21 protein-coding genes are annotated in these 25099 nt (G+C 34.7%); 14 read left to right on the forward strand and 7 right to left on the reverse strand.

Translation table 11 applies throughout. The features are described from left to right. Positions 1–160: 160 nt before the first annotated feature. The 3 genes from ABWU28_RS07255 to ABWU28_RS06060 are packed head-to-tail and all read right to left on the reverse strand — an operon-like array spanning position 161 to position 4594. Positions 161–2002, reverse strand: a complete 1842-nt coding sequence (locus ABWU28_RS07255) for an ankyrin repeat domain-containing protein (RefSeq protein WP_410541992.1) — start codon at positions 2000–2002, stop codon at positions 161–163. A 30-nt stretch (positions 2003–2032) separates the two neighbouring features. Beyond that, entirely contained in the window at positions 2033–3616 is a 1584-nt protein-coding gene (locus ABWU28_RS07260; protein WP_410541993.1) for a collagenase, read from the reverse strand. 9 nt (positions 3617–3625) lie between these two features. Beyond that, on the reverse strand, positions 3626–4594 hold the full coding sequence (locus ABWU28_RS06060; RefSeq protein ID WP_264376649.1) for a hypothetical protein: 969 nt from the start codon (positions 4592–4594) through the stop codon (positions 3626–3628). 98 nt (positions 4595–4692) lie between these two features. On the opposite strand from ABWU28_RS06060, the gene priA reads away from it, so the two are divergent. Next, positions 4693–6657, forward strand: coding sequence for a primosomal protein N' (gene priA, locus ABWU28_RS06065; protein ID WP_353275146.1), 1965 nt, complete (start codon positions 4693–4695; stop codon positions 6655–6657). A 123-nt stretch (positions 6658–6780) separates the two neighbouring features. Continuing rightward, the gene (locus ABWU28_RS06070; protein WP_353275147.1) at positions 6781–7566 is read left to right on the forward strand and encodes an ankyrin repeat domain-containing protein; all 786 of its coding nucleotides are present in this window, start codon (positions 6781–6783) and stop codon (positions 7564–7566) included. A 126-nt stretch (positions 7567–7692) separates the two neighbouring features. Here ABWU28_RS06070 and ABWU28_RS06075 read toward each other — a convergent pair whose 3' ends face one another. Continuing rightward, positions 7693–8649, reverse strand: a complete 957-nt coding sequence (locus ABWU28_RS06075; RefSeq protein ID WP_213863789.1) for an IS5 family transposase — start codon at positions 8647–8649, stop codon at positions 7693–7695. A gap of 574 nt (positions 8650–9223) precedes the next feature. On the opposite strand from ABWU28_RS06075, the gene ABWU28_RS06080 reads away from it, so the two are divergent. The 12 genes from ABWU28_RS06080 (at position 9224) to ABWU28_RS06135 (ending at position 21664) form a co-directional block, all read left to right on the forward strand. Further along, positions 9224–10612, forward strand: a complete 1389-nt coding sequence (locus ABWU28_RS06080; protein ID WP_353275148.1) for an ankyrin repeat domain-containing protein — start codon at positions 9224–9226, stop codon at positions 10610–10612. Between the two features lie 132 nt (positions 10613–10744). After that, positions 10745–11332 (forward strand): recombination mediator RecR, encoded by a 588-nt coding sequence (recR, locus tag ABWU28_RS06085; RefSeq protein WP_180708353.1) that lies wholly within the window; start codon positions 10745–10747, stop codon positions 11330–11332. 14 nt (positions 11333–11346) lie between these two features. Then, positions 11347–12567 (forward strand): P-loop NTPase fold protein, encoded by a 1221-nt coding sequence (locus ABWU28_RS06090; protein WP_096097163.1) that lies wholly within the window; start codon positions 11347–11349, stop codon positions 12565–12567. A gap of 158 nt (positions 12568–12725) precedes the next feature. Then, on the forward strand, positions 12726–14630 hold the full coding sequence (htpG, locus tag ABWU28_RS06095; RefSeq protein WP_353275729.1) for a molecular chaperone HtpG: 1905 nt from the start codon (positions 12726–12728) through the stop codon (positions 14628–14630). Between the two features lie 38 nt (positions 14631–14668). Further along, complete coding sequence (locus tag ABWU28_RS06100) at positions 14669–15496, forward strand: hypothetical protein (protein ID WP_353275149.1); 828 nt, start codon at positions 14669–14671, stop codon at positions 15494–15496. After that, positions 15486–15872, forward strand: a complete 387-nt coding sequence (locus tag ABWU28_RS06105) for a hypothetical protein (protein WP_353274937.1) — start codon at positions 15486–15488, stop codon at positions 15870–15872. The genes ABWU28_RS06100 and ABWU28_RS06105 overlap by 11 nt, the downstream gene beginning before the upstream one ends. Before the next feature lie 26 nt (positions 15873–15898). Further along, positions 15899–17200, forward strand: coding sequence for a group II intron reverse transcriptase/maturase (gene ltrA / locus ABWU28_RS06110; RefSeq protein ID WP_353274935.1), 1302 nt, complete (start codon positions 15899–15901; stop codon positions 17198–17200). 11 nt (positions 17201–17211) lie between these two features. After that, the gene (locus tag ABWU28_RS06115) at positions 17212–17343 is read left to right on the forward strand and encodes a hypothetical protein (RefSeq protein ID WP_353275150.1); all 132 of its coding nucleotides are present in this window, start codon (positions 17212–17214) and stop codon (positions 17341–17343) included. A gap of 8 nt (positions 17344–17351) precedes the next feature. Then, positions 17352–17822 (forward strand): hypothetical protein, encoded by a 471-nt coding sequence (locus ABWU28_RS06120; RefSeq protein ID WP_353275151.1) that lies wholly within the window; start codon positions 17352–17354, stop codon positions 17820–17822. Between the two features lie 61 nt (positions 17823–17883). Continuing rightward, a complete protein-coding gene (gene hemA, locus ABWU28_RS06125; protein ID WP_007302191.1) occupies positions 17884–19080 on the forward strand; it encodes a 5-aminolevulinate synthase in 1197 nt (398 codons plus the stop codon). A 269-nt stretch (positions 19081–19349) separates the two neighbouring features. Next, entirely contained in the window at positions 19350–20306 is a 957-nt protein-coding gene (locus ABWU28_RS06130; protein ID WP_213863789.1) for an IS5 family transposase, read from the forward strand. Positions 20307–20494: 188 nt separating this feature from the next. Next, positions 20495–21664, forward strand: a complete 1170-nt coding sequence (locus tag ABWU28_RS06135; RefSeq protein ID WP_353275152.1) for a hypothetical protein — start codon at positions 20495–20497, stop codon at positions 21662–21664. Between the two features lie 24 nt (positions 21665–21688). Here the strand turns inward: ABWU28_RS06135 and thyX are convergent, their stop codons facing one another. The 3 genes from thyX to ABWU28_RS06150 form a co-directional block, all read right to left on the reverse strand. Beyond that, positions 21689–22531 carry an FAD-dependent thymidylate synthase gene (gene thyX / locus ABWU28_RS06140; RefSeq protein ID WP_254229278.1) on the reverse strand — a complete coding sequence of 281 codons (843 nt, stop codon included), beginning with the start codon at positions 22529–22531 and terminating at the stop codon, positions 21689–21691. A gap of 9 nt (positions 22532–22540) precedes the next feature. Then, entirely contained in the window at positions 22541–23818 is a 1278-nt protein-coding gene (murA, locus tag ABWU28_RS06145) for a UDP-N-acetylglucosamine 1-carboxyvinyltransferase (protein WP_214303196.1), read from the reverse strand. Between the two features lie 149 nt (positions 23819–23967). Next, a complete protein-coding gene (locus ABWU28_RS06150) occupies positions 23968–24924 on the reverse strand; it encodes an IS5 family transposase (protein ID WP_213863789.1) in 957 nt (318 codons plus the stop codon). Positions 24925–25099: the final 175 nt, after the last annotated feature.

Consider the following 25099-nt stretch of genomic DNA (forward strand, 5'->3'; position numbering starts at 1 on the left):
CTGCCTGTTCTTTCCTTGAGTGGTGCAACAAAGCCATCCCAGTGTCGGGGCACTGGGATGACAGGAGAAGGAAACGCCGGAATGGCAGGGGAAAGAAACACTGGGATGACAGTGAAAGATCTAATTCCTTATATCAATTAATTCTCATCCACCTTTTACATTACATAAACTCATCACTTTTATAGAACATCTCATTAAAATCATTCAAAATTCCAAAATCTTGATTTTTAATAAATAGATGCCCATCTGCAATATAGGACTCAGCAAGAGTAAATGGTTCATCATGATGCTGTGATGCTGGCCTAACAATTTCATTGTACAAAACCATTACTTGCTCATAATTGTATCCACTACCATCATGATATTTACCACGTATAGTGTCATAAAAATTTCTTACATCATCATACGTAACTTGCAGTTCTACCTTATATTTCCCTATTTCAACAGCCTCACCCACTTTGATTTTTAAAGGATGTTGTTTCACATTATCTATAACAATTGTTTCCTCTTGCTTCTCTTCGTCTCCTCTTATCGATCTTTTACTCCTTTCTTCACTCGCAGGTTGATCTGCTGGCATTTGGTCTATATCGTTAGATTCTTCTTCTTGCATAGTAATTTTTTTGAGATAGCTAAGCATATCCTTTCCAGCTTTTTCCCAAGTTGCAGCTTCTTTTGAAAGCTCACGATAATAAGAATCATTACCGCCTTTGCTATCTATTACATCTCTTGCTAGTCCTTTCTCTTCTGCCCATAACTCAGCATGTTCAACAAGTGTCCTGCCATCTTTGCCTACAACGTCAACGTCAGCTTTGTTTTTTATTAGATATTCTATTGTATCTAACTTTCCATGCCTCACTGCATGAACTAAAGGTGTCCAACCATCATTATCCTGAGCATTAATATTCGCACCTTTTTCAACTAACTGCTCTATCATCTTCTTATTCCCAAGATCAACAGCAAGATGCAAAGGTGTTAAGCCGTAGCTATCCTGAATATCAATATCCGCATTATGCTCTATGAGATATTTAACTACTTCCATATTTTTCATGTACATGGCAAAATGTAGTGGAGATTTACCAGAGCTAATATCACGGGTATCAACATCTATACCACGATCTATTAAGTATTTAGCAATTTCCGTATGTTTTAGCTCAATTGCATAGTGCAGCAGTGTTTGAGCTGACGTGTTTTTGATACCAAGATCTGCGCCATGCTCAATTAAACTCTTAACTATTTCCGCATTCCCTAGCTTAATAGCAGCAAGTAACGGAAAAGTATAATAACTTTTACTATTAGGATCTGCGTTATGATCTAATAGATACTTCACTATTTCTGTATTACCTGAATAAATAGCACTGTATAATGGCGTTTTGGAATAAGCATCTTGAATATTAGGATTTGCACCACGATCTATTAAGTATTTAGCTATCTCTATATTTCCAGACTCAATGGCATAGTGTAAAGGTGTCTTATAATACACATATTTAGTATTAGTTTTCTGATAATAATTGTCATGAACATTAAGATTTGCTCCATGATCAATAAGATATTTTGCTACTTCCGTATTTCCTGACTGAATGGCATAATGTAGTGGCGTTTGTTCATTATGGTCTCTTGTATCAGTATATGAATTGTGTTTTAGTAGCATTGCTACTTTGCTTAAATCTCCCAATGAAGCAGCAAAATGTAAACTCGTCGCACCTGTTACCTTATTTATCTCGTTTACTTTTCCTATAGTGTTTTCTACATTATTGTCATCAATATTCACCTTTAAGAAAGGCTGTTTATTATACTTCATAACTTTTGTTGTAACAGCTTTTCCTTGTTCGTCTTCACTCACTTTTTTAGCAGGTTGCATAGAATCTTCTCTACTGACACTTTCTATCTTGGTTTTATCACCACTTACATTATGTACTGGGCTATAACCATATAGACCCTTGCCTGCACTTTGTTGGCTTGTTGAACTTTCAACACTGTTAGATTCAACAACATTATATTCCATATGTTGTTCACCACTCAGCTCAGCCTTAACTCATTGTTTAAATTCTTGATCATAACCTTTCAGCTCAGTCAAAAAATCCTCAAATAATTTATTACCTTGAGACCTATTTGCACCAGATTTAGAAAGGCTCTTGAGCAAATTATCAATCATATCTGGATGTTTATCTTCAAGAAATTTGATCACTTGTTCAGCATCCGAATGATAATGTTCCCCTTTATTACTCCAAATATTATTGCGCAATATTTCATCTGGTTTGAGACCTTTATTCTTTATTGCAATCAAGGCCTCTTTATCTCCGTGGTCATTGACATGCCGACCATCTTCTAAACTTGCCATATAGTTAGCAACCCCTTCATGCATGGCCTTAGATAAGACATCACCTGTACCATAATAGGAATTAATGATAGTTAAGGCGTGCCCCAATTCGTGTTTTAAAGTTTTACACGAGTCATCAAATTGGTCTTGTAGATAAAAATAAACATGAACTTCTGAGCCACGCCCTTGAACTGTTAAGCCAGAAGCGCCTTTATAGTTAACGTTCAACTCCTTAAGATAATTTTCGTAGTCACTCTTTGTATTAAATACGAAAACATTAACTTTATTTGGTATGTTGTGCCAAGGCTGAGAATTATTAATGCCAAATGCTGAATCAAAATCTTTTATAGTACTCTCGATGGCATTTTTTACACTACTCAATTTGCTCTGAGTTAATTCCTCATCATCATATTTTATATTTATTTGAAGCTTGTGTTCGCCAAAAGTCATAACTTCACTATCTGGCACAAGATCTGCCACAATTTTATCGCCACTTTTTACATCCATCCACTGCTTAAATTCTTTTTCAACTTCTGAGTTATTCAAAAGATGCTTGAATTTTGATATCGCTTCTACTCTATTGAAGGACATTTCAGTAAGCAATTGCTTTATGAATTGAGGATGTTTTTCTTGTAGGAATGTCACTAAGCAATCTGATATTCTATAGTCGTTAGACATACTTGCTATTTTATATGGTGTATCATGCCCAGATTCATGCATTTTATTGTATGCTTCTTTTGTATAATGCATATCGCGAGTGCTTTCTTTTTTAGCTGCATCATAGCTCCACATGAAAAGCTTCATACCGGTACGTAAAACTTCAGGTACTGTATCCATATTACCGGTAGAGTACTCAAGAAATGCATCGCTCATTTTTTCCATTAAAATTTTAGATTTTGCACAAAGTAAGCCATTTACATCTCCAACAATAAAAGTCTTTGCTATCGTGCCGTCAGCTTCGTGTGCTCTTACTGTTCCACCACCCCATAATTCTCTATGGTCCTTACCACCTGAAAGTTCCTTGATGTGAGCTTTGTAATCATCGTAATTTTTCAGCACATAAAGCTGCAATTTTACTGGACCAGAATGAACGCTTTTTTGTGAATAGAAATTATCAGACCAGGCTCCGTAAGCATCTTTTACAGTTTGTTTTATATACTCAGGGGTATAACTAGCTAATCCCCCATATTTTACTTCTATTGTAAGCTGATCGTTTATTACTATACTTTCTTTATTTGGAAATAATTTTTTAATCAAAGTTTGTGATTTATCATATTCAGAATTTGTTTTAAATTTCATATCCACCTCTTAAAAATTTTCACTATAAATAAGTCTTGAGAAAAATGCGTTAACTGTAGATTCAGCCTTTACCTTGTTTTTGCACAACTGCTGAGATAGTTGATCATCGCTGAAAAGCCGATTCTTAGTATCGAGATATTTAGCATAGTTGCCAGCAAGTATTGAGTAGAAACCGCTTTCAAGTTCAAGATAAGAGCTGCTATTGAGAACAAAAAATAAATCGCTCTGGTCAAGCAGTATGTCATAACCAGAGCTCGTACAATGTAAGTATTCATTACTTTCATACTCTGCTATGTAGTATTTACTTGCATCAAGATCACCATTAAGCTGTAAAATTGCTGCTGAACGTCCATTCCCAATACTATGGCCTTTTATTACTTTAAGTACTTTAATCTCATCATTTTCTATGAGTTCTCTTAACTTTTCATTCTTTTGATTTAATTCTTCCTCTGCCTTTCTTCTGTCTTCTTCTAATTTTGTTTCTTTTTCAACAAGCTCATTTTGTATTTGCAAAAACATATCTTGAATGGTTAAGCCATTTAGAAAGTAATCCAATACACTTGACACAAACGGCTGCAATTCACCATTATCTTCAAAGCTCTTTTCCTGCTTTTTGTCATATTGAGTGGGATTATAGATTGCATACAGAGGATAAAAACCATAATTCACCTCGTCGAATGATAACTCTATCGAAAATCCGCTCTGATCAAGTGGAAGTTTAGTAGCTAAATATCTACCATTATTATCTCTGACATACAGCTCATTTATACCATAGTGCCCACTATATTTGTTGTAATAAATATAAAAATTCTCAGGATTAAGATTAAAGTAATCATCTAAATTGTTAGGTTTACCGAGCTTTTCACATAGAAAACTCTTGCTCTTATCTGTAAGTTTGATGCGTGTAGAGAAGTAACACCGATCTATTCGGTCACCTTTTTCTATTTCAAAGTCTAGGACTATTTTATCGCTAAACATACAGAATTTCCTCACATTTCCAATATTTATGATTATAAATTGTGTACTATGAAAAAAGCATTAAGGCTTCTTTATGTATCTAAAAACAGCGCTAACTTATGACAAGAATAGTTGACGTATTACTACCACTTCCAATTGATCAGCTATTTTCATATGCAATTGAGAAAGATACTGAAACTTCAATTGGAGATTACGTAGTGGTACCATTTGGCAGAAAGCGTTTGATTGGAATAGTTTGGAAATATAGCGGCAAGAGTGATCGAGAATTAAAATGCATTGAACAAAAGATCGAGTTACCGAGTATCAGACCAAAACTGATCGAATTTGCAGAGTGGGTTGCGCAGTATAATGTAATACCTATCGGTATGCTTGCCAAAGTAATAATGGGAGGAGTATTAAAGGTAAATCAGATAGATAAGTTAGTTTTCACTAAGCAAAAGCAGGAAATAAGTGAAATAGATTACCAATTAAGCCCTGAGCAGCAAGCAGCTCGCGATAAGATAATAAGTAATTTGAATGAGTATTCAGTGACTTTGCTTGACGGTGAAACCGGGTCTGGAAAAACGGAAGTTTATCTCTCTGTGATTGCAAGGTTAATTGAAATCGTAAACGATGCACAAGTCCTGATCCTTCTGCCAGAAATTGTCCTAACTTCACAATTAGTAAATCGTGTTCACAGTCAGATATCTGGAAATATAGCTGAGTGGCATTCAGGACTTACTCCCAAAGCTCGCCGAAATAATTGGCTTAATATAGCAAATGGAAGTGCGCAGATAATTATTGGGGCAAGGTCATCACTTTTTTTGCCTTATAAGAACCTAAAATTGATCATCGTTGATGAAGAGCATGACTCATCCTTTAAACAGGAACAAGGAATTATATATAATGCTCGAGATATGGCAATTATCTTAGCCAAACTCGAAAATATTCCGATTATTTTATCATCCGCTACTCCGCTGCTTGAAACAATTTATCATGTTAAAAAAGGGAATTACAACCATGTAAAGCTAACCGAACGATTCGGTGGTGCAGAGTTGCCGCACATAAAAGTAGTGAATAATAAACAATGGATTTCAAATGAGCTTTTCGAAGGGATAAAACAAACCATAGAGAAAAAACAGCAAGTTATGCTCTTTCTAAACCGCAGGGGGTATGCGCAACTTGCAGTTTGTAAAAAATGTGGATATAAAATTTCCTGCTCAAATTGCACTGTATGGCTTACGTACCACAAGAAAAAGAACGTCCTTTTGTGTCACCATTGTTCTTACCAATCAAAACTTCCAGAAAAATGCTCGAATTGTCAAAGTGAGCAGTCATTATCCCTTTGTGGTATAGGAATTGAGAGGTTACTTGAAGAGATAGTAAAACTATTACCAAATGCAAAAACTGCAATTATCAGCAGCGATCAGAAATCGCTTGGTAGCGTCATTGACTCAGTGCTCAAAGAAGAAGTGAATATTATAATCGGTACACAAGTGATTGCTAAAGGGCATAATTTCCCTAAGTTAACTTTGGTTGGAGTGATCAATGCAGATTTAGGACTTGAAAATTCTGATCTTAGGGCAGCAGAAAAGACATATCAATTATTGCATCAAGTTGCAGGAAGGTCGGGAAGGTTTAATGAAAAAGGAATGGTAATAGTGCAAACTAATAATCCTGAAAGTTTGATAATAAAAGCATTGCAGCAGCAAAAAAGGGATTTGTTTTATGAAATTGAACTTGAGTCAAGAAGCAAAGCTAAAATGCCCCCATTTAGTAGATTAATAGCGCTTATAGTTTGCGGTAAGGATCAATTTGCAACACAAAAAGCAGCAAATGAGATAACAAACTTTTTGCATAATCAATTTTCAACTACCTCTCAGCACTTGACATTGAAAGAATTTGAAATTTTTGGCCCATCACCAGCAGCAATAAATTTCTTAAATAATAAATATCGGTATAGAGTGTTACTCAAAATACACAATAAATACAGTCTGTCTATAAAGAAAAAGCTGAAACATTGCTGTAACTTGAGTTCAAATATTGAAGTAACAATAGATGTTGACCCTGTGAGTTTCTTTTGATGCGGTCGGAATTTATTTGACATTTGTAGGAATTGCTAATAAGTTCTATTAATTTTTTAATTAAAAATTTGACTTTTATTAGAATTTATTGTATTATTGATATAATTAGAATGGGTAAATAATATGACTACTTTACTTGAAATCGTCTGTAAGAAAGGGATAGGGTATGAAGACAAAACTAGAGAATTGAAGGGGTTTCTTGGTGAGAATAACGAAATATTAATTAACAAAGAGTTATTTAAATCAGCTTTATCTATAAAGGATGCTGTAGATATAAGAAAAAAGATGGTGTATCTTATTTTGCACCACTGCATTGAATACAATAGTGCAATATCTGAGAAAAAAGAGAAATTATCATTTCAAGACGTGATGAAGATTTTAGATGAAACTGTGAATAGGTTTATTACTCCTCAGTATTTCTACAAATTGATAAATTTTCAAGATCAAAGTAGTAAAAATACATTATTACACCAAGCTGTTATAAGTAATAACACTGAGGCAATAGAAGCCCTTTTAAAATATGGTGCAAATCCTTTGATAAAGAATGAAGAAGGTAACATTTCACTAGATTTAGCTCATGGAAATACAAAAAAAGTACTCATCGAATGTATGAAAGACCAAGCTAAATCGAAAAAAGAAAGTGCTAGATGTAATAGTTTGATTGGCATTATACCTGGCGTTTTTCTTGGCATTGGACTCGGTGTTGGTAGTGCTTTAGTCCCTTCAATGACTATTATATTATGCACACTCGCAGTATCTGCTCTTGTTGCTGGAATAGCAGTTGGAGTGGCTATATATTTCCTAAGTCAAGACTATAAACAGGCTAAATCAATAGAAGAAGCTGTTAATCCTCAACTCTCTTCTGTCAAGTATGAAAAGACTGTAGATAATAAAGCAGTACTAGGATAACTGTGAGTTTTTTAACATTAGATTTCTTGCATAACTGGAATTCGAAAGTTCCAGCGCATTTTTCTTATTGGATCCCAGTGGGCTTTGTTGCACAGCTCTTCGGATAGTGGGTAATGTATAATAAATTCATGAAGCTATATCAAACTTAGCCATGCCTATTTCAGTAAATTTGTTAAGCAAATAACACTTGAGTAGCAGTTCCTTCTCACGATTAATCTCAGATTTATTCCTAAAACTAAATCCAAATATTTGCTTCAGTCGCGAGAAAAAACTTTCTATATAAGATCTCTTCCAATAATTTATCTCTTTTTTCCACCTCTTCATACCATCTTCATCATATGACTTTATGAGCTTGATTGTAGAATTTCTCTCATTCATATAATCCAACTTTGGATGCTCTACTGCATTATTTTGCGGAGGAATCCTTGTCTTTATGTCAAGCTCATCGCACAGTTTGTATAACTTCTTTCGATTATATGCCCTATCTGCATATATCGTGCTTATGTTATACTTGGTATCCACTCTTTCAATAAGATCACAGGCTCCATAGTGGTCGGAATAAACTCCACTACTGTATTTTGCAGCTATAACTTTTTTACTACCTATCTCTAGCATTACATGTAGCTTTCTTGTTTGCTCATAGCGGCGATACTTTCTATCTGTACCATTTGCCTTACTATGGCCTGGAATATTATTGTAGATGCTGATACCTGTACTATCTATAGCAATTTCAATATCTTCCATATCGTTCTTATCAACTCTGCAGTCGTTGATTTTGATATTAAGCTTTTTAAACCTTCTTGAAGCCTGCGAATAGCTGATAATTTGCAAAATTTTCCCTATTTGCTCAAGATATTTCTCTATAAATCCCACTGTTTGCCTAAGACCAATCCTGAATAGATAGGTTATTATGTGAATTAGAATCACTACTTTGTCGCTGTAGACATTGTTGCCACCTGCTACTTTTGGACTATTTTCGTACCAATTTTCAATGGCATCGTTGATATAATGAAAAACATTTCCCCTTTCTTGAAGAAATTTGTTATATTCATTGCAGTTACTGACTTTCATTCTTATTGGCATATTTTTCCTTTGTCGGCTAAATATCTATTTTATAACAAATTCCATCAGTAACTGCCTGTTCTTTCCTTGAGTGGTGCAACAAAGCCATCCCAGTGTCAAGCACTGGGATGACATCTTATTATGCAAGAAATCTATTCATTTAAAACTTATTTGAGAAAACGTAGCTATAAAAACCGCAGGTACCAGTTGGTTTTTATTAGCTAAATTAAAGGTCAAGTATCTGGAATTCTGAACATAAGATCCCCCTGTATAAAAAAGATTAGAAAAAATGCAGTGCACATACGACAGATATGCTCTGAAGAGGATACGCTACATTTTTAGTGAGTGTGATTTAAAAGTCTGCAGACCGAAGATAGATTTTTGAGCTCAATAAATATCTCTAACTGTAATTGTAATCAGATTTAAAATATGCGGAAGTAATTTTTTAGCTATAAAATCTTCTAAAAAATTAACACAGAAGTTAGTTTCATAAGTATTTTTATCAAAAACTATTTTAAAAAAATTTAAATAGAGTTGAAAAATTTTAAAGATGAGATACCCTACCTGAAATGCAATCCCTGTAAAATAAAGAAATATGAAAGGTGAAATAAACACTGCAGCAAATTTTCAAGCAGAAGACCTTGAGTCTAAAAATGCTACAGATCTTGATTGTTTAGCTAACTCTCTAAATTCTTTGAATGCAAAGAGTGCTGAGATTAAAGATAAAAGGAACGATGTGCCTTTTTCCAGTAGAAAAAGCAACTCGCATGTTTTAGAACTTTTTTCTAGTGAAAATGTTGAGATTAACATTCCAGATGAAACACCTTGTGCTGCTCGGAGTGAATCAGGTATAGCTGTAATATTTAGAGGTATAGCTGGGTTGTTTAAAGGTAGGAATAGTATGGACGTAACCCTTTATCAATCTAAAGTGCAACGTAGCTCTGCAATTGATTACAGTACTACAGAAAGTATAGGGTTACGGCTACTAAATATCTGTAAAGGAGAAGAAGATATCTCTTTTGATCAAGAGATTAATTTTTTATATAAAGAGGGTTATTTGTATGATGTCTTATTGTTGCAAGACGAGGAGAATCATGACACACCTTTACATGTAGCTATAAAAAGAAATTGTACTTGTTTTGTAGAAAAACTTTTGTGTATTCTTAAGGAACCATACTGTTCAAGTGAGTTTTACAAACGCAAATATTTTGAACATAAGCAAGAGAATGAAAAGCCGCTTTTCAAAGTTATTAATACTAATAACAAGGATGGAAAAGATGCAATTACTCTGGCTATTGAAAGCAATAATTCAGAATGCATTTCAGCTCTTTTTAACTACTTAACTCGTGAAAATATTAACAGAAGAAAAGATGTTGAAAATGAGTACACACCTCTACACGAAGCTATGCTTCTTAACAAAAATGAAGCAATCAAAGAGCTTCTCAAATCAAAGGATATAGATACTGAACTCATAGATAAGGAATCTTACAAAGCATATAATTATGCTAATAACAAAGAGGCCATAGAATTGTTTATTCAGCACTATAGTAGTAAAATTAGTGAGTTGCGTATAAAATTAGAAGATAATAATAAAAAACTAGCACGAATTAAGTGCGTCCTAAACAAAACAAAACTTACTTGTGTATGCTTAGCAGCCTTCGGCTCTTGTTTTAGAATGTATAGAAATTCCCATGACATAATAAATGAAGAAGTGAGTGAAGATATGTTATATTATTCTCTTGCATTGCTTGCCAACACTACAGGTCTAATATTATTTTTTAATTATTTGATCGATACAATACTTTCCAAGTATGAAGAAAAAAATTCTAGTTTGAATAAAGAGTCAGACAGTTATGTAGAAGAAAGAAATATGTTGAAAAATAAATTACGTCATTTTCAAAAAAGAAGTACCGTAGTAACTACGCAAATGTGTGAGATAATTTCAGTTATACCTGAATCAGAGTTAGGTTACAGTAGATTGTGATTACATTAATTTTTTCAAGACAGTTCTAAAAAAAGTGGGAAATCTTTTTCATAGCCAATCAAACTAAGCTTTCTTTACGAAAGGTTTGATGTTATCATTTTATAAACTATATCCTGAATTTGTTAAATGAACATTAATATAAAGAATTTAGTTCATGCTTTTTCTAAATTGCCAAGTTTAGGTCCATCATCATCACGAAGATTAGTTATACATTTGCTCCAAAATAAAGAGAAAGTCATGCTACCGCTTGCATCTTTGATTAGAGAGCTAGCGGATCTTATAATAGAGTGCAAAATTTGTGGAAACCTAGATACTAAATCGCCGTGTTCTATTTGTACTAACCCAAAGCGTGACACCAAGTTAATGTGTGTAGTAGAAGAATTGGGTGATCTATGGGCATTTGAAAAAGGGAATATATATTCAGGTATGTATCATGTTTTGGGTGGAAGGCTATCAGCAATAAATGGCATAGGTCCAAAAGAACTGAATCTTGATAACATTCCCAAAAGAGTTACAGAATTTAAAATTGAAGAGGTCATTATTGCAATCAATCCGACATTAGAAGGCCAAGTTACTGCGCAATATATAATTGAATTGCTAAAGAATTCGAATGTAAAAATATCGCGCCTTGCTTGTGGTATACCGATAGGTGGAGAAATTGACTACCTAGATGAAGGGACTCTGAAGATAGCGCTTACTTCAAGACAAGAGTATGAGTAAATACAAAAGAAGGTATGTGCTTAAAAAAACTTATATCGCTAATAACATTAAAAAAAAAAGAAGAGGAGCAATTGCCTAAGGTAACAACTTGGGAGAATGATTGCTTAGGCTATAAACAAGTTGCAAGTAGATTTAGTAATATAATTAAGACAATTGATCAGTTTTTTTCGATCGTATCCTTAGAAGGATATGATAAGTGGGGTAAGACATTTTTTTTGAAAGAATGGGTAAAGGATCTAGAGCAGCAAAATGAAATTGCAGCTTATTACAGCGCATGGGATATTAGTGCGCTAGATCAACCATTGCCTTCTTTTTTGCATTTCTTGTTTGAGGATCTATTCGCATCATACAAAGTAAAAAGGAGTGTTATACAGCAGTTCAAAAACATAAACCAAGAACTATTTTCTCTCAATACATTAGGAAAGCTGATCAGTAAATCTCCACTTGCTATGCTTTCAGTATTTCTCGATGCTGCAAAAGAGGCTGATAAGAAAGACATTGGTTTTGTCTTGGGTGAGTTAAATCTTCTCCAAAGGAGAAAAGAGAACATTAGAGATTTTAAAATACAACTAGCAGATGTGGTTAATAAAATCAGGAAAGACAAAAACATTTATATAATGGTGGATGATCTTGATATATGTCGCCCTAAATTCATTGTCGATTTTTTAGAATCCATAAAGTACATGCTTGATGTTGAGGGACTGGTTTTCATTATCTCTGTTAGCCAAGATAAGAGTAATGTGCAAAGAGCAATTAGCACAATACTTGGACCAAATTTTAGCCTAAAATCTTTTACTGATCTCTCTTTGCATTTGCCAAAACAGCCAACAGAGCAGTTTATAAGAAAACTGTTTGAAAGTTCTGAATTACCGAAAAAATCAAAGAGCTTAATTATAGATAGCTTTATATTTTATGCAGAAAGCTTCTCATTATCACTGCAGGCAATACAATACTGTATAAGAAGAATAAAGCTATGTTTTTTGAACCATGCAAAAGAAGAATTACTTGATCCGAATTTATTTACATTTTTAGTAATACTACAGTCAGTAAACACTGATTTGTACGAGGAATTATATTCATCACCTCAGAAAGTACTGGAGAAGATTGAGAGTGATTTAATGCCAAATGGTCAAGAAGAATGGAAAAAGCTTAAAATCTCTCTTGAGACTACTTTTAAAAAAAAAGAATCAAAGACTAACAAATCTTTGAAGCAAATAAGAGATATTATATTCTAGCACTTTCTTCTTAATTTGCATGACACAATGGTTGTACTTATTCCAGTTTAGCATTGGAACCATAAGTTGGCCCACATAAATTTTAGCATGTGTGACCTTGAAAGATCGCAGTGCAATACTTAAATTATTAGAGTAGTAGGCTAATAATGGAGCTCAAAATGCACAACATACAAGAAACTGAAAGTTTAAAATTTGACGCTGAAGTAGGCAAAGTACTAAATATAGTAATTCATTCACTTTATACTAATAAGGATATTTTCTTGCGTGAGTTAATATCAAATGCATCAGATGCATGTGATAAATTGCGCTATGAATCACAATTAAATGCTGATTTATTAGATTCAAGTGATGAGTTGAAGATTACTATTAGCTCCAGTAAAGATAAGAATGAGCTGTATATAACCGACAATGGAATTGGCATGAACAGGCAAGATTTAATAGATAATCTTGGCACGATTGCAAGTTCTGGTACGCAAAAATTCTTGGATGCAATTAAGAATAATAAAGATTCGAGCCAAGCTGTAGAGCTGATTGGAAAGTTTGGTGTTGGTTTTTATTCAAGCTTCATGGTTGCTTCAGAAGTTATAGTAGAATCAAGGAAAGCCGGAGAAGAAGAGTCTTGGGTGTGGAAATCTAAAGGAGATGGAGAGTATTCAATCAGCAAATTAGATGGTCAAATCTCTCGTGGCACAAAAATTACGCTCATCATGCGTCCTGAAGAAAGCGAATTTTTAGACAAATTCCGTATTGAAAACATCGTTACTACTTACTCTGACCACATAAATTTTCCCGTTGAGTTTGTAAATGAAGAAGGAAAAAGTGAAAAATTAAATAGCAAAGCTGCAATTTGGACTAAGCCAAAAAATGACGTTACTCCAGAAGAGCACAACGACTTCTTCCGTGGTGTTGCACATGTGGGCGGTGAGCCTTGGATGATATTTCATAATAAAAATGAAGGTGCAATAGAGTATACGAACTTGCTTTATGTTTCTTCTATCAAGCCTTTTGATTTATTTCATCCAGATAGACGCTGCTCTGTAAAATTGTATGTAAATAAAGTGTTTATCACTGAAGATAATGTGCAGATTATACCGCAGTACTTGCGTTTTTTGAAAGGTGTGGTTGATTCACCGGATTTGCCTCTCAATATCAGCAGAGAAACACTGCAGAACAATCGCGTTGTTGAGCAGATTAGGAAATCTTTAACTAAGCGCATAATATCAGAGCTCGGCAAAAAAGCAAAAGAGAATTTAGAGGAATATACAAAATTCTGGGGCAATTTTGGTGCGGTGTTAAAAGAAGGTCTTTGCGAAGCTATGCCAACTGATGAAAGAGAAGCATTGCTTTCCATTTGCAGATTTCATAGCACCAGTGATGATAAGCTAGTTAGTATTGATGATTATATAAGCAGAATGAAGCCTGAACAGGAACATATCTACTATCTCACAGGAAATAGTCTCGATTCAGTAAAAAACAGTCCACAACTTGAAGGATTCGTCAGCAAAGGATTGGAAGTGCTTCTATTTGTTGATCCAGTTGATGATTTCTGGACTAGCGTGATTCATGAATATAAAGATCAAAAATTTAAGTCTGTGACCCGCGCTGATGTTGATTTAGAAAAATTTTCTTCAGAAGAAGGTAAGAAAGATGAAGAAAATAAATCAGATGAAAACAAAAGCGAAGAAAACGCGGATTCTATACTCGAATACTTCACCAAGGTTCTTGGAAGCTTAGTAAAAAGTGTAAAGATCTCTAAGAAATTAACCGATAGTCCTGTGTGTCTAGCAGTTGATGAAGGAACTATGGATCTCCGTATGGAGCGTTTTTTACGTGAACAGAAGCAGCTAAATTACCGCACGCCAAAAGTACTTGAAATTAACATTAAGCATCCTTTGATAAGAAACATAATGGAATCTCACGCTGAAAATGGTGAAAATCCAACACTTGGAGATATGATTTACTTATTGTTCTATCAAGCTTGTATAGTGGAAGGTGAAGAGATGGAAGACGTAAGTCTATTTGCTAAAAGGCTCAATAACTTGCTTGGCAAAATTTCTATTTAATGCTATACTTAGTTTAGCTAATAATTAGGGGGTAAAACATGGGGTGGAATTTACTTGGTGGGCTCATGCCGCCAGCAGTAGATACTGCAGGAGAAAGTGAGCGACGCCATTCTGGAGATTCAGGCACTGAAGAGGAGTTTGAAATTTTAGGGCGAGAAGAAATTAAGGAGCGTCGCTACTCTGGAGATTCAGGTGATGAGAGTCAAGAAGAAGCTGATGTGAGGGATTCTGATGTTGAACCTAGTGTACCAATTACGTTACAGTTTCAACTAACACAATCTCTGCTAAGTCAAGTAAAGGCAAGTGAGAATAATAGGGATGCAAATTCTGGCAAGCAAGCTTACAAAGACCTACCCAGGATGGATTTTGTAATTAATGGTCAAGTTATAGACAAGAATTTCGTTAGCCAACTTCGTGATAAATGTAATCAAAATGACCAACGCCAAATTGCAAAACATGTTTTTACAAAAATGTTTGAACATGCTAAAGCAGAAATTCCAAATGATAATCTATTAGAAGAATTAATTACTAGTTGCAATCAGGCTGGTTATGATGGCTCTTTGTTAATGCAGCTCTCTCTTATATTTTTGGGACACGGTTTGCAATTGCCTGATGCTAATGATAGACATATAGAGATTGTCTGTAGTGATCAGGATTCTTTAAACGTTAAATATTGTCCAAATATGCCTGTTAAGCAACTGGGTAAAGAAATATGCAGGGTTGATGCTATTTTAGAGTTCACCCTTAAGTTTCGAGATAGTAAGGTAGAGTATGGTGCGCCAAGAAGTGCTTGGAGAACAGTTGGTGAAAATCCAACACAAACAAAGTCTAGCCAACAGTTTGGAACAGACCACTATGTTGCATGAGGTAACGAGTGTAATAGAGCTAGTGGGATGGACAATGCAGGGTACAACGAAAGTGAAGGGATTGAGTTCCGAAATACCTGAAGACATAGAGGTCGACATTTTCATGGCCATGGAAGACAGCATGAAGGATAGCGTAAAGGCAAGTTATCACTCACTCTATCGGGATCTGAGACCGTGCCATGTATTGAAATGGACTTCAAGTGAACTTGGGAGATCCTATGCATTCCTACAAAGGTACGCTGGAACAAGTCAACAAAGGCAAGAACTAGCGGAAGATGCAGGGGAAGTCGGACTGATTGATAGTACTCAGAATGTGGGAAAGCCACGTACAAGGGGAAGCGATCAGCAATATAGTAACTGGAATAGGGATTGCTAGGCCAATACAACGGAGGTTGGAATAACATGCAAAATAAACTAAACCAGATAGCAGTAAGAGCAAAGCAAGATAAGCGACTAAAATTCACATCGTTAGTCCATCTGATAAATACAGAGAATCTTGCGAGATGTTATAAAGAACTGAAGCGTAACAAGGCTTGTGGAGTAGACCAGATAACAGTGGAATCATACGGAGAAAATCTGAATGAGAAACTCGAAGTGCTAGTAGAAAGTATGAAGAGGAAGCAATATCAACCACAACCAGTAAAGAGGGTATATATACCGAAAGCTGGAAGTAAAGAGAAACGCGGACTCGGAATACCATCGACCGAGGATAAATTAGTACAGATTATGCTGAAGAAGATACTAGAAAATATTTACGAGGCAAACTTTCTGGACAGCTCATATGGATTTCGACCTGGAAGAAACTGTCATCAAGCGGTAAATGCACTAGATAAAGCAGTTATGTACAAGCCAATAAACTACATTGTAGAAGTGGATATCAAGAAGTTCTACGATAATATACAGCATAAATGGCTAATGAGATGTCTAAGGGAACGAATAACTGACCCAAATTTGCGGTGGTTAGTAAAGCGGTTTCTCAAGGCAGGGATAGTCGAAGCTGGAAATTATGAAGCAACAAAACAAGGTACACCCCAAGGTGGTATAGTAAGTCCTGTATTAGCAAATATATACTTACATTATGTGTTGGATTTATGGATAGAAAAGAAATTTAAACCAAGATCCAGAGGATATATACAACTAATAAGGTTTTGCGACGATTTTGTGGTTTGTTGCGAAAGTAAGGTAGACGCGGAAGAATTTCTGGAATTACTGAAACAAAGGCTAAATAAATTTGGGTTGGAAGTATCTGAAAACAAGACCAGAGTAGTAAAGTTTGGCAAGAGGGAGTGGCAACAAGCGATAAGAGAGAAACGAAGGACGGAAAGTTTCAATTTTCTGGGGTTTACGCACTATGGTGCAAAAAGTCGTCGTGGTAGATTAATAATGGGACATAAAACCTCAAAGTTAAATCTAGCCAGAAAACTAAAAGAAATCAAGGAGTGGTTGAAAATAGTCCGCGGAAGTATTCGACTTAAAGCTTGGTGGCAAGTACTGAAGGCTAAATTAACAGGACACTATAACTACTTTGGTATTAGCGGAAATTATTGGTGTTTGAAACAATTTTACACATCAGTAAGAAAGCTAGCATTTAAATGGATAAATCGGCGTAGTCAGAAAAAGAGTATGACCTGGGAACAGTTTGTACACTACGTAGAAGTAAATCCATTACCAAAGCCAAAAATACATTTTTCTTTATATGCATAAGAGGGACGACTGTGAAAACTAATATTGATGAGCCGTGTGCGGGAAATCTGCAAGCACGGTTCTTTAGGGGGAGTTGTAGTAATAAAACTCAAACGAGAGGAGTAAAGCTACAGCTTCTACCGAACAAACAAGAATATCTGTAATTGACACAGTGGAAGCTGAAGCAACAGCTAATGGTACTGTTTCTAGTAATTCTGTTCCTTGTACTTTAAGAGTAGAATTAACAAGTGATGATGAAGATGAATTTCTTTCGATTGAAATTGAAGATGTTAATAATGATATTAACGTTAATCAACCTACTGAGCATGTAGAACAAGTTGCTAACGGAAATGGACAGCCAAAAACAGAATTGCCAAGAATTAATGAGCAAAGCAGCAAAAGTGGCCTCAAAAAAAATCCACAAAATACAAAGAAGTATGTCGTAGCTGCTGCTGCACTTGCAATAGCTGGTATTGTTTCAGGGGTGGCTGTTGCAGTTTACTTGGAAATGTTAGCGGTAGGAATAGCAGTTGCAGCTTGTTGTCTTATTGCAGCTACAGTTACATACTGCTGTAGACCTAAAAGCTTAATTGAGAATGGTGAGCCTGCAGAGATTGTGTTCAAGGAAAGGTCTGTATACTAAATATAGTAGTCTATCATTTAATAATTTATTATAATTATATTGATTGTTAATAGATAAAAACTTGGTAGACTACGAAAAAATATTCTTAAATAAAATCAAAGATATAAAAGAAGAAGGGCGCTATCGTGAATTTACGCATTTTGCGTCATTACCTGGCAAACTTCCCTATATTATGGATTATGAAAGAAATAGAGAGGTTATTGTCTGGTGCAGTAATAATTATCTGGGAATGTCACAAAACGATAGTGTCATTGCTGCTATTCAAAATTCATCTGTTGGTGCTGGAGGAACAAGAAATATATCAGGTACAACAAAGGAAGTTGTTGAGCTCGAGAAATCTTTGGCTGACTTGCATCAAAAAGAAGCTGCTTTAACTTTTGCTTGTGGCTATCTTGCCAACCAAACTACACTTAGTACTTTATCGTCTGTTATTCCGGGCGTGGTAATTTTTTCAGATGAGAAAAACCATTCTTCAATGATAGAAGGTATAAAATCAGGAAAAAGACCGAAGCACATATTTAGGCATAATGATGTTGATCACTTAGAGCAGTTGCTAAAGTCTATAGATATAAAAACGCCGAAAATAATAGCACTTGAATCTGTATACTCAATGGATGGTGATGTAGCACCGCTTGAAGCGATATGTGATCTAGCAGATCAGTATAATGCAATTACCTATTTGGATGAGGTACACGCAGTTGGCATGTATGGACCGCGCGGTGGCGGAATTGCAGAAAGAGAAGGTTTGATGGATAGAATAACTGTTATTCAGGGTACATTATCAAAGGCTTTTGGAGTGATGGGTGGATATATAGCGTCTTCAAAGAGCTTGGTGGATGTAATAAGAAGTTCAGCCCCAGGATTTATTTTTACTACTGCTATGTCGCCCGTTTTAGCAGCAGCAGCAAAGGCAAGCGTTGAGCATCTAAAATCAAGCAACATTGAAAGAGAAAAGCAGAAGCAGGTGGTTGAGAAAGTAAAAGACTCACTGAGAAATGCAGGAGTGAATTTTATGCAAACAGAAACTCATATAATTCCAATCATAATTGGCGATCCTGAGTTGTCCAAAAAAGCATCAAAATTGTTATTTGATGAGTATGGAATATATGTACAACATATAAATTACCCAACAGTTTCAAAGGGGACTGAGCGCTTCCGTATTACTCCTACGCCTTACCATACAAATGAAATGATAGAGCATTTAACAAAATCTCTTGTAAAAGTTTTTGAGAAATTATCTGTTTGTGTCTGTTGTTGAGTTTAAAGTTGCCAAGAATAAGGTATCTATTTAAAAGCATAGTTAATGTACAAAATCAGTGCTTTATTTCTTATCATGAAAGTAGCTAACACTGGGATCTATAGCTCACACAGGTAAAGTTTACTCTTTTGTCATCCTATGGCTTGACCATAGGATCCAGTCTAAACAATCTGGATTCTAGTGGGCTTTGTTGCACCACTCAAGGAAAGAACAGGCAGTTACTGATGGAATTTGTTATAAAATAGATATTTAGCCGACAAAGGAAAAATATGCCAATAAGAATGAAAGTCAGTAACTGCAATGAATATAACAAATTTCTTCAAGAAAGGGGAAATGTTTTTCATTATATCAACGATGCCATTGAAAATTGGTACGAAAATAGTCCAAAAGTAGCAGGTGGCAACAATGTCTACAGCGACAAAGTAGTGATTCTAATTCACATAATAACCTATCTATTCAGGATTGGTCTTAGGCAAACAGTGGGATTTATAGAGAAATATCTTGAGCAAATAGGGAAAATTTTGCAAATTATCAGCTATTCGCAGGCTTCAAGAAGGTTTAAAAAGCTTAATATCAAAATCAACGACTGCAGAGTTGATAAGAACGATATGGAAGATATTGAAATTGCTATAGATAGTACAGGTATCAGCATCTACAATAATATTCCAGGCCATAGTAAGGCAAATGGTACAGATAGAAAGTATCGCCGCTATGAGCAAACAAGAAAGCTACATGTAATGCTAGAGATAGGTAGTAAAAAAGTTATAGCTGCAAAATACAGTAGTGGAGTTTATTCCGACCACTATGGAGCCTGTGATCTTATTGAAAGAGTGGATACCAAGTATAACATAAGCACGATATATGCAGATAGGGCATATAATCGAAAGAAGTTATACAAACTGTGCGATGAGCTTGACATAAAGACAAGGATTCCTCCGCAAAATAATGCAGTAGAGCATCCAAAGTTGGATTATATGAATGAGAGAAATTCTACAATCAAGCTCATAAAGTCATATGATGAAGATGGTATGAAGAGGTGGAAAAAAGAGATAAATTATTGGAAGAGATCTTATATAGAAAGTTTTTTCTCGCGACTGAAGCAAATATTTGGATTTAGTTTTAGGAATAAATCTGAGATTAATCGTGAGAAGGAACTGCTACTCAAGTGTTATTTGCTTAACAAATTTACTGAAATAGGCATGGCTAAGTTTGATATAGCTTCATGAATTTATTATACATTACCCACTATCCGAAGAGCTGTGCAACAAAGCCATTCCAGTGTTAAGCACTGACCATCCACTATGTAATTTACTTTTTTATATAATAAATAATACTAATTTACTAATATATTAATTGACAAGTGGTGTAGGTTATACTATTATTAAGATATATAGTTAATATCTTAATAAACAATATGCCAAAATATGTTAATCGCATTGCTCAATCTATTGTATTAAAAGTCTATACTGATAAGGAACATCCTAGAGTTAAAGTGTTTTGTAAAACTGAAGATAGAGAAGATGGACAAGTTGAAACAAGACTCTCAAAACAGGAAATTGCGGAGTTTTTAAATCAATTTGCCAATAAAGGAAAGCACCAAATTTCTATCAGTAAAAATGTAGAACAAGGTATAATTAAAGATATAGAAGGTATACGTAGAGAAAATGGTAGATATGTATACAAAGCACCGGATTTATCAGCTGAAGAACAATATGATAAATTATTTGAAAGTGAGAAAGCTATTCAATTTAATTTGAATACTTTTATGTCAGATAGTATATCTAAAATTGTAGAATTAAAAGATAGATTTGAAGAAATTTTAGGTTTTTCTCTCGAAAGAGGGTTATGTCACTCATTAAATTACTTTGTTACTTTTCTAAAATTAGAGAATAGGCAAGATTTTGTTGGATTTCTCGAGTCTGATAATATTATATCTGAACAAGATTTTATGAATTATATTGATGGAAGAAAAGAACAAACGATTAAGTTATTGATGATGAAGTTTTTATCGCAATTTTTACCTATTCTTGATGTTCAGAGCATTAAAAAGCGAGAAGGAGATACATTTTATTCTGATGAAACAATATATGAGCAATTATGTGATGATTTATCTTCAACAAAAGTATGGATCGATACTGAGCAAGAACAAATCAAACATGTCTTAAATAATGTGGAGATAGGATGCTACTTAGAATTTAATTCTTTTTGTTTTACTCATAATAGAGCAGATGTCAAGGGTGCTGGACATTCTATGTTGGTGTATAAAGCAGAGAATGATAAATACATATTTTTTGACTCTAATAAAGGAGCGGTTGGCTTTTGTCCTGATACAGGAGCTGCCAATTTTACATTAGAGGAAGTTTGTAGGGTAATGGAACTTGCTGTAAACCGTTATTCATATGATATGTATATTGAAAATTTTGCAGATTATTGCCAAGTTTATATTATGCTTAGAAATGCAACACTAATGTTAAAGAAAGCCGAAAAGCTTTACGAAACAATGGAAAGAATAAATTCAAAAATAATTGATATATCAGTTGATAAAGGTATGAATAAATTGTTGCTCACACCTGCAAGTCTGTGAAAGGACATAACTCGATCTTTTTGGCTATTTACCAAGTATAGACATCAGCTCATCCCATTCTCTTTTACCCATGCCACTTTCTTCTCTCGTAACATTTTCTCCTTTTATTAGCTTGCGAATTATTTCAAGACCAGTTTTTGAAATACAGGCTGATTTTAAGGAGTATTCAATGAAAGCATTATAGGCCAGCGGGACCCATTTCTTTACTATGTCCAACATAACTTCTGCATAGACTCTAATTTCATATTGGGCGTGCTGATCAGCTCTAAGCCTTAAAAAGTGAAGAAGGTTGTGTAAATCTATTTTCCAATAAAACTGAGTATAGTAATTAAGTGTTAGATTAGTTCGGGCAATTTCCCTTGCAAGGCCCTGTTCAATAAATTTCTCATAATGAGAATATACTAAATTAGAATCATTTATTAGAGAATCTATTATTTCTTTTGAAGTACTTGAGTCAAAAGCTTCACCGCTGCCTTGTTTATTATTATCAGATTGTTTTGCAACCTGTTCTGGTATATAAAATTCATTATCAAGTATCGAATACCTTCCGGAATATTCATTCACATTTGCAGTTCTATGTCTTATCCACTGTCTTGCAATAAAAATTGGAAGTTTCACGTGAAACTTAATTTCACACATTTCAAATGGAGTTGTATGATGATGCCTCATCAAATACTTTATAAGCGCCTCATCTTGATTTATCTGTTTAGTTCCCTTTCCATAAGAAACGCGAGCAGCTTGAACTATGGCGCTATCAGAGCCCATATAATCAATTACTCGAACAAATCCATGATCTAATACTTTATGTTCTTCGTATAGAATGTCATCTATTTCTTTTACTGTAGTTCGCTTAGTTGTCTCATTCATAATATATCCTCAAGATGAAACGAAAATATCAGCCCCGCATGAATTGAGTTTTTCGTCCATTGCTTCATAGCCTCTCCATAAATGATGTGAGTTATTTATTGTAGTTTCTCCTTTAGCTACCAAAGAAGCGAGAATTAAAGCTGCTGTTGACCTTAAGTCATTAGCATGCAGATTAGCTCCAGATAAGCTCTTTATTCCACTTATAGTAGCTTTATTTTTTTCGATGCTGATATTAGCACCTAATTTTCTTAGCTCATTTGCATGTGCAAATCTACTTTCAAAAACGTTCTCTTCAATGATTGATATTCCACCTGCAATTGACATAGCAGACATTAGTTGTGGTTGCATATCACTGGGAAAGTTGGGATATGGATTTGTTGCAACGTGAGCAGATTTAATAGAGCCATTTTTTCTAGAAATAATAATACCATCATCATGTAACTCAACTCTGGCTCCTATAGTCTTCAATTCATTTGCAATACATTCTATATCAGACAAACTTACTCCTTCTAACTTTAGCTCGCCGTCGGTAATGATAGCAGCCAAAGCATAAGTACCGGCCTCTATGCGATCTGGTATTATTTTATGCTCACACCCATTTAATGCTTCAACACCTTCTATTGTGATTTTTGTATTATTAACTTCAATATTGGCACCCATAATCTTCAGAAACTCTATTAAATCAAGAACTTCCGGCTCCGTTGCGGCATTGTTTATTGTTGTTACTCCTTCTGCAAGTGTTGCTGACATGATTATGTTTTCTGTTGCGCCAACACTTACTTTTTCAAATGTTATTTCTTTGCCTTGCAATTTTCCCTTTGTTGTTGCAGTTATATTACAGCTATCAATTTCAATTTTAGCTCCCATTGCTTCAAGTGCCTTGATATGAATGTCAACAGGACGTTTTCCAATATTACATCCACCAGGAAATACTGTTGAAACTCTACCAAATCTGCTGAGCATTGGACCTAGCATTAAAAAAGATGCTCGCAGTCTGCTTGCAATTTCATGTGATATTAAATGGTTATTGATATTGCTACAGTCAATTTCCAAAGTATGATTTGCTTTATAGTCTTTATTGCATATAAAATTTACTTCTGCACCAAGACTCTTAAGCAGCTCAGACATCAAATGCACGTCAATTAAATCAGGTACGTTATGCAAAGTTATTGAAGAATTACTAAACAAGCTTGCCGCCATTATTGGCAAGACTGCATTCTTTGAACCATTAATCTTGATTTTTCCAATCAAGGGCTTATGGTTACTTCTTACTAATATTTTATGCATTTAATCAAGCGATAGAACTTATCAAGTAAGTATAATAGGTTAGCGGTAAAAGGCAAAATTTTGCTTTTTCTTCTTCAGTCATTCGAGTAGCTGACACTGGGATGGCTTTGTTGCACAGCTCTTCGGATAGTGGGTAATGTATAATAAATTCATGAAGCTATATCAAACTTAGCCATGCCTATTTCAGTAAATTTGTTAAGCAAATAACACTTGAGTAGCAGTTCCTTCTCACGATTAATCTCAGATTTATTCCTAAAACTAAATCCAAATATTTGCTTCAGTCGCGAGAAAAAACTTTCTATATAAGATCTCTTCCAATAATTTATCTCTTTTTTCCACCTCTTCATACCATCTTCATCATATGACTTTATGAGCTTGATTGTAGAATTTCTCTCATTCATATAATCCAACTTTGGATGCTCTACTGCATTATTTTGCGGAGGAATCCTTGTCTTTATGTCAAGCTCATCGCACAGTTTGTATAACTTCTTTCGATTATATGCCCTATCTGCATATATCGTGCTTATGTTATACTTGGTATCCACTCTTTCAATAAGATCACAGGCTCCATAGTGGTCGGAATAAACTCCACTACTGTATTTTGCAGCTATAACTTTTTTACTACCTATCTCTAGCATTACATGTAGCTTTCTTGTTTGCTCATAGCGGCGATACTTTCTATCTGTACCATTTGCCTTACTATGGCCTGGAATATTATTGTAGATGCTGATACCTGTACTATCTATAGCAATTTCAATATCTTCCATATCGTTCTTATCAACTCTGCAGTCGTTGATTTTGATATTAAGCTTTTTAAACCTTCTTGAAGCCTGCGAATAGCTGATAATTTGCAAAATTTTCCCTATTTGCTCAAGATATTTCTCTATAAATCCCACTGTTTGCCTAAGACCAATCCTGAATAGATAGGTTATTATGTGAATTAGAATCACTACTTTGTCGCTGTAGACATTGTTGCCACCTGCTACTTTTGGACTATTTTCGTACCAATTTTCAATGGCATCGTTGATATAATGAAAAACATTTCCCCTTTCTTGAAGAAATTTGTTATATTCATTGCAGTTACTGACTTTCATTCTTATTGGCATATTTTTCCTTTGTCGGCTAAATATCTATTTTATAACAAATTCCATCAGTAACTGCCTGTTCTTTCCTTGAGTGGTGCAACAAAGCCCACTGGGATCCATTTCTTCATCATCATCAAAATGTTATATTTCAACATTACTTTTATGCTGACCAATTTAACTGGATTCCAGTTGGCTT

Source organism: Wolbachia endosymbiont (group B) of Pilophorus perplexus, assembly GCF_964028155.1.
Classification (GTDB): Bacteria; Pseudomonadota; Alphaproteobacteria; order Rickettsiales; family Anaplasmataceae; genus Wolbachia.

Excerpts from the sequence above, each read along its gene's own strand:
- ABWU28_RS07255 (WP_410541992.1), bottom strand. The coding sequence starts at position 2,002 with ATGGAATATAATGTTGTTGAATCTAACAGTGTTGAAAGTTCAACAAGC.
- ABWU28_RS07260 (WP_410541993.1), bottom strand. The coding sequence starts at position 3,616 with ATGAAATTTAAAACAAATTCTGAATATGATAAATCACAAACTTTGATT.
- ABWU28_RS06060 (WP_264376649.1), bottom strand. The coding sequence starts at position 4,594 with ATGTTTAGCGATAAAATAGTCCTAGACTTTGAAATAGAAAAAGGTGAC.
- priA (WP_353275146.1), top strand. The coding sequence starts at position 4,693 with ATGACAAGAATAGTTGACGTATTACTACCACTTCCAATTGATCAGCTA.
- ABWU28_RS06070 (WP_353275147.1), top strand. The coding sequence starts at position 6,781 with ATGACTACTTTACTTGAAATCGTCTGTAAGAAAGGGATAGGGTATGAA.
- ABWU28_RS06075 (WP_213863789.1), bottom strand. The coding sequence starts at position 8,649 with ATGCCAATAAGAATGAAAGTCAGTAACTGCAATGAATATAACAAATTT.
- ABWU28_RS06080 (WP_353275148.1), top strand. The coding sequence starts at position 9,224 with ATGAAAGGTGAAATAAACACTGCAGCAAATTTTCAAGCAGAAGACCTT.
- ABWU28_RS06090 (WP_096097163.1), top strand. The coding sequence starts at position 11,347 with ATGTGCTTAAAAAAACTTATATCGCTAATAACATTAAAAAAAAAAGAA.
- htpG (WP_353275729.1), top strand. The coding sequence starts at position 12,726 with ATGCACAACATACAAGAAACTGAAAGTTTAAAATTTGACGCTGAAGTA.
- ABWU28_RS06100 (WP_353275149.1), top strand. The coding sequence starts at position 14,669 with ATGGGGTGGAATTTACTTGGTGGGCTCATGCCGCCAGCAGTAGATACT.
- ABWU28_RS06105 (WP_353274937.1), top strand. The coding sequence starts at position 15,486 with ATGTTGCATGAGGTAACGAGTGTAATAGAGCTAGTGGGATGGACAATG.
- ltrA (WP_353274935.1), top strand. The coding sequence starts at position 15,899 with ATGCAAAATAAACTAAACCAGATAGCAGTAAGAGCAAAGCAAGATAAG.
- ABWU28_RS06130 (WP_213863789.1), top strand. The coding sequence starts at position 19,350 with ATGCCAATAAGAATGAAAGTCAGTAACTGCAATGAATATAACAAATTT.
- ABWU28_RS06135 (WP_353275152.1), top strand. The coding sequence starts at position 20,495 with ATGCCAAAATATGTTAATCGCATTGCTCAATCTATTGTATTAAAAGTC.
- thyX (WP_254229278.1), bottom strand. The coding sequence starts at position 22,531 with ATGAATGAGACAACTAAGCGAACTACAGTAAAAGAAATAGATGACATT.
- murA (WP_214303196.1), bottom strand. The coding sequence starts at position 23,818 with ATGCATAAAATATTAGTAAGAAGTAACCATAAGCCCTTGATTGGAAAA.
- ABWU28_RS06150 (WP_213863789.1), bottom strand. The coding sequence starts at position 24,924 with ATGCCAATAAGAATGAAAGTCAGTAACTGCAATGAATATAACAAATTT.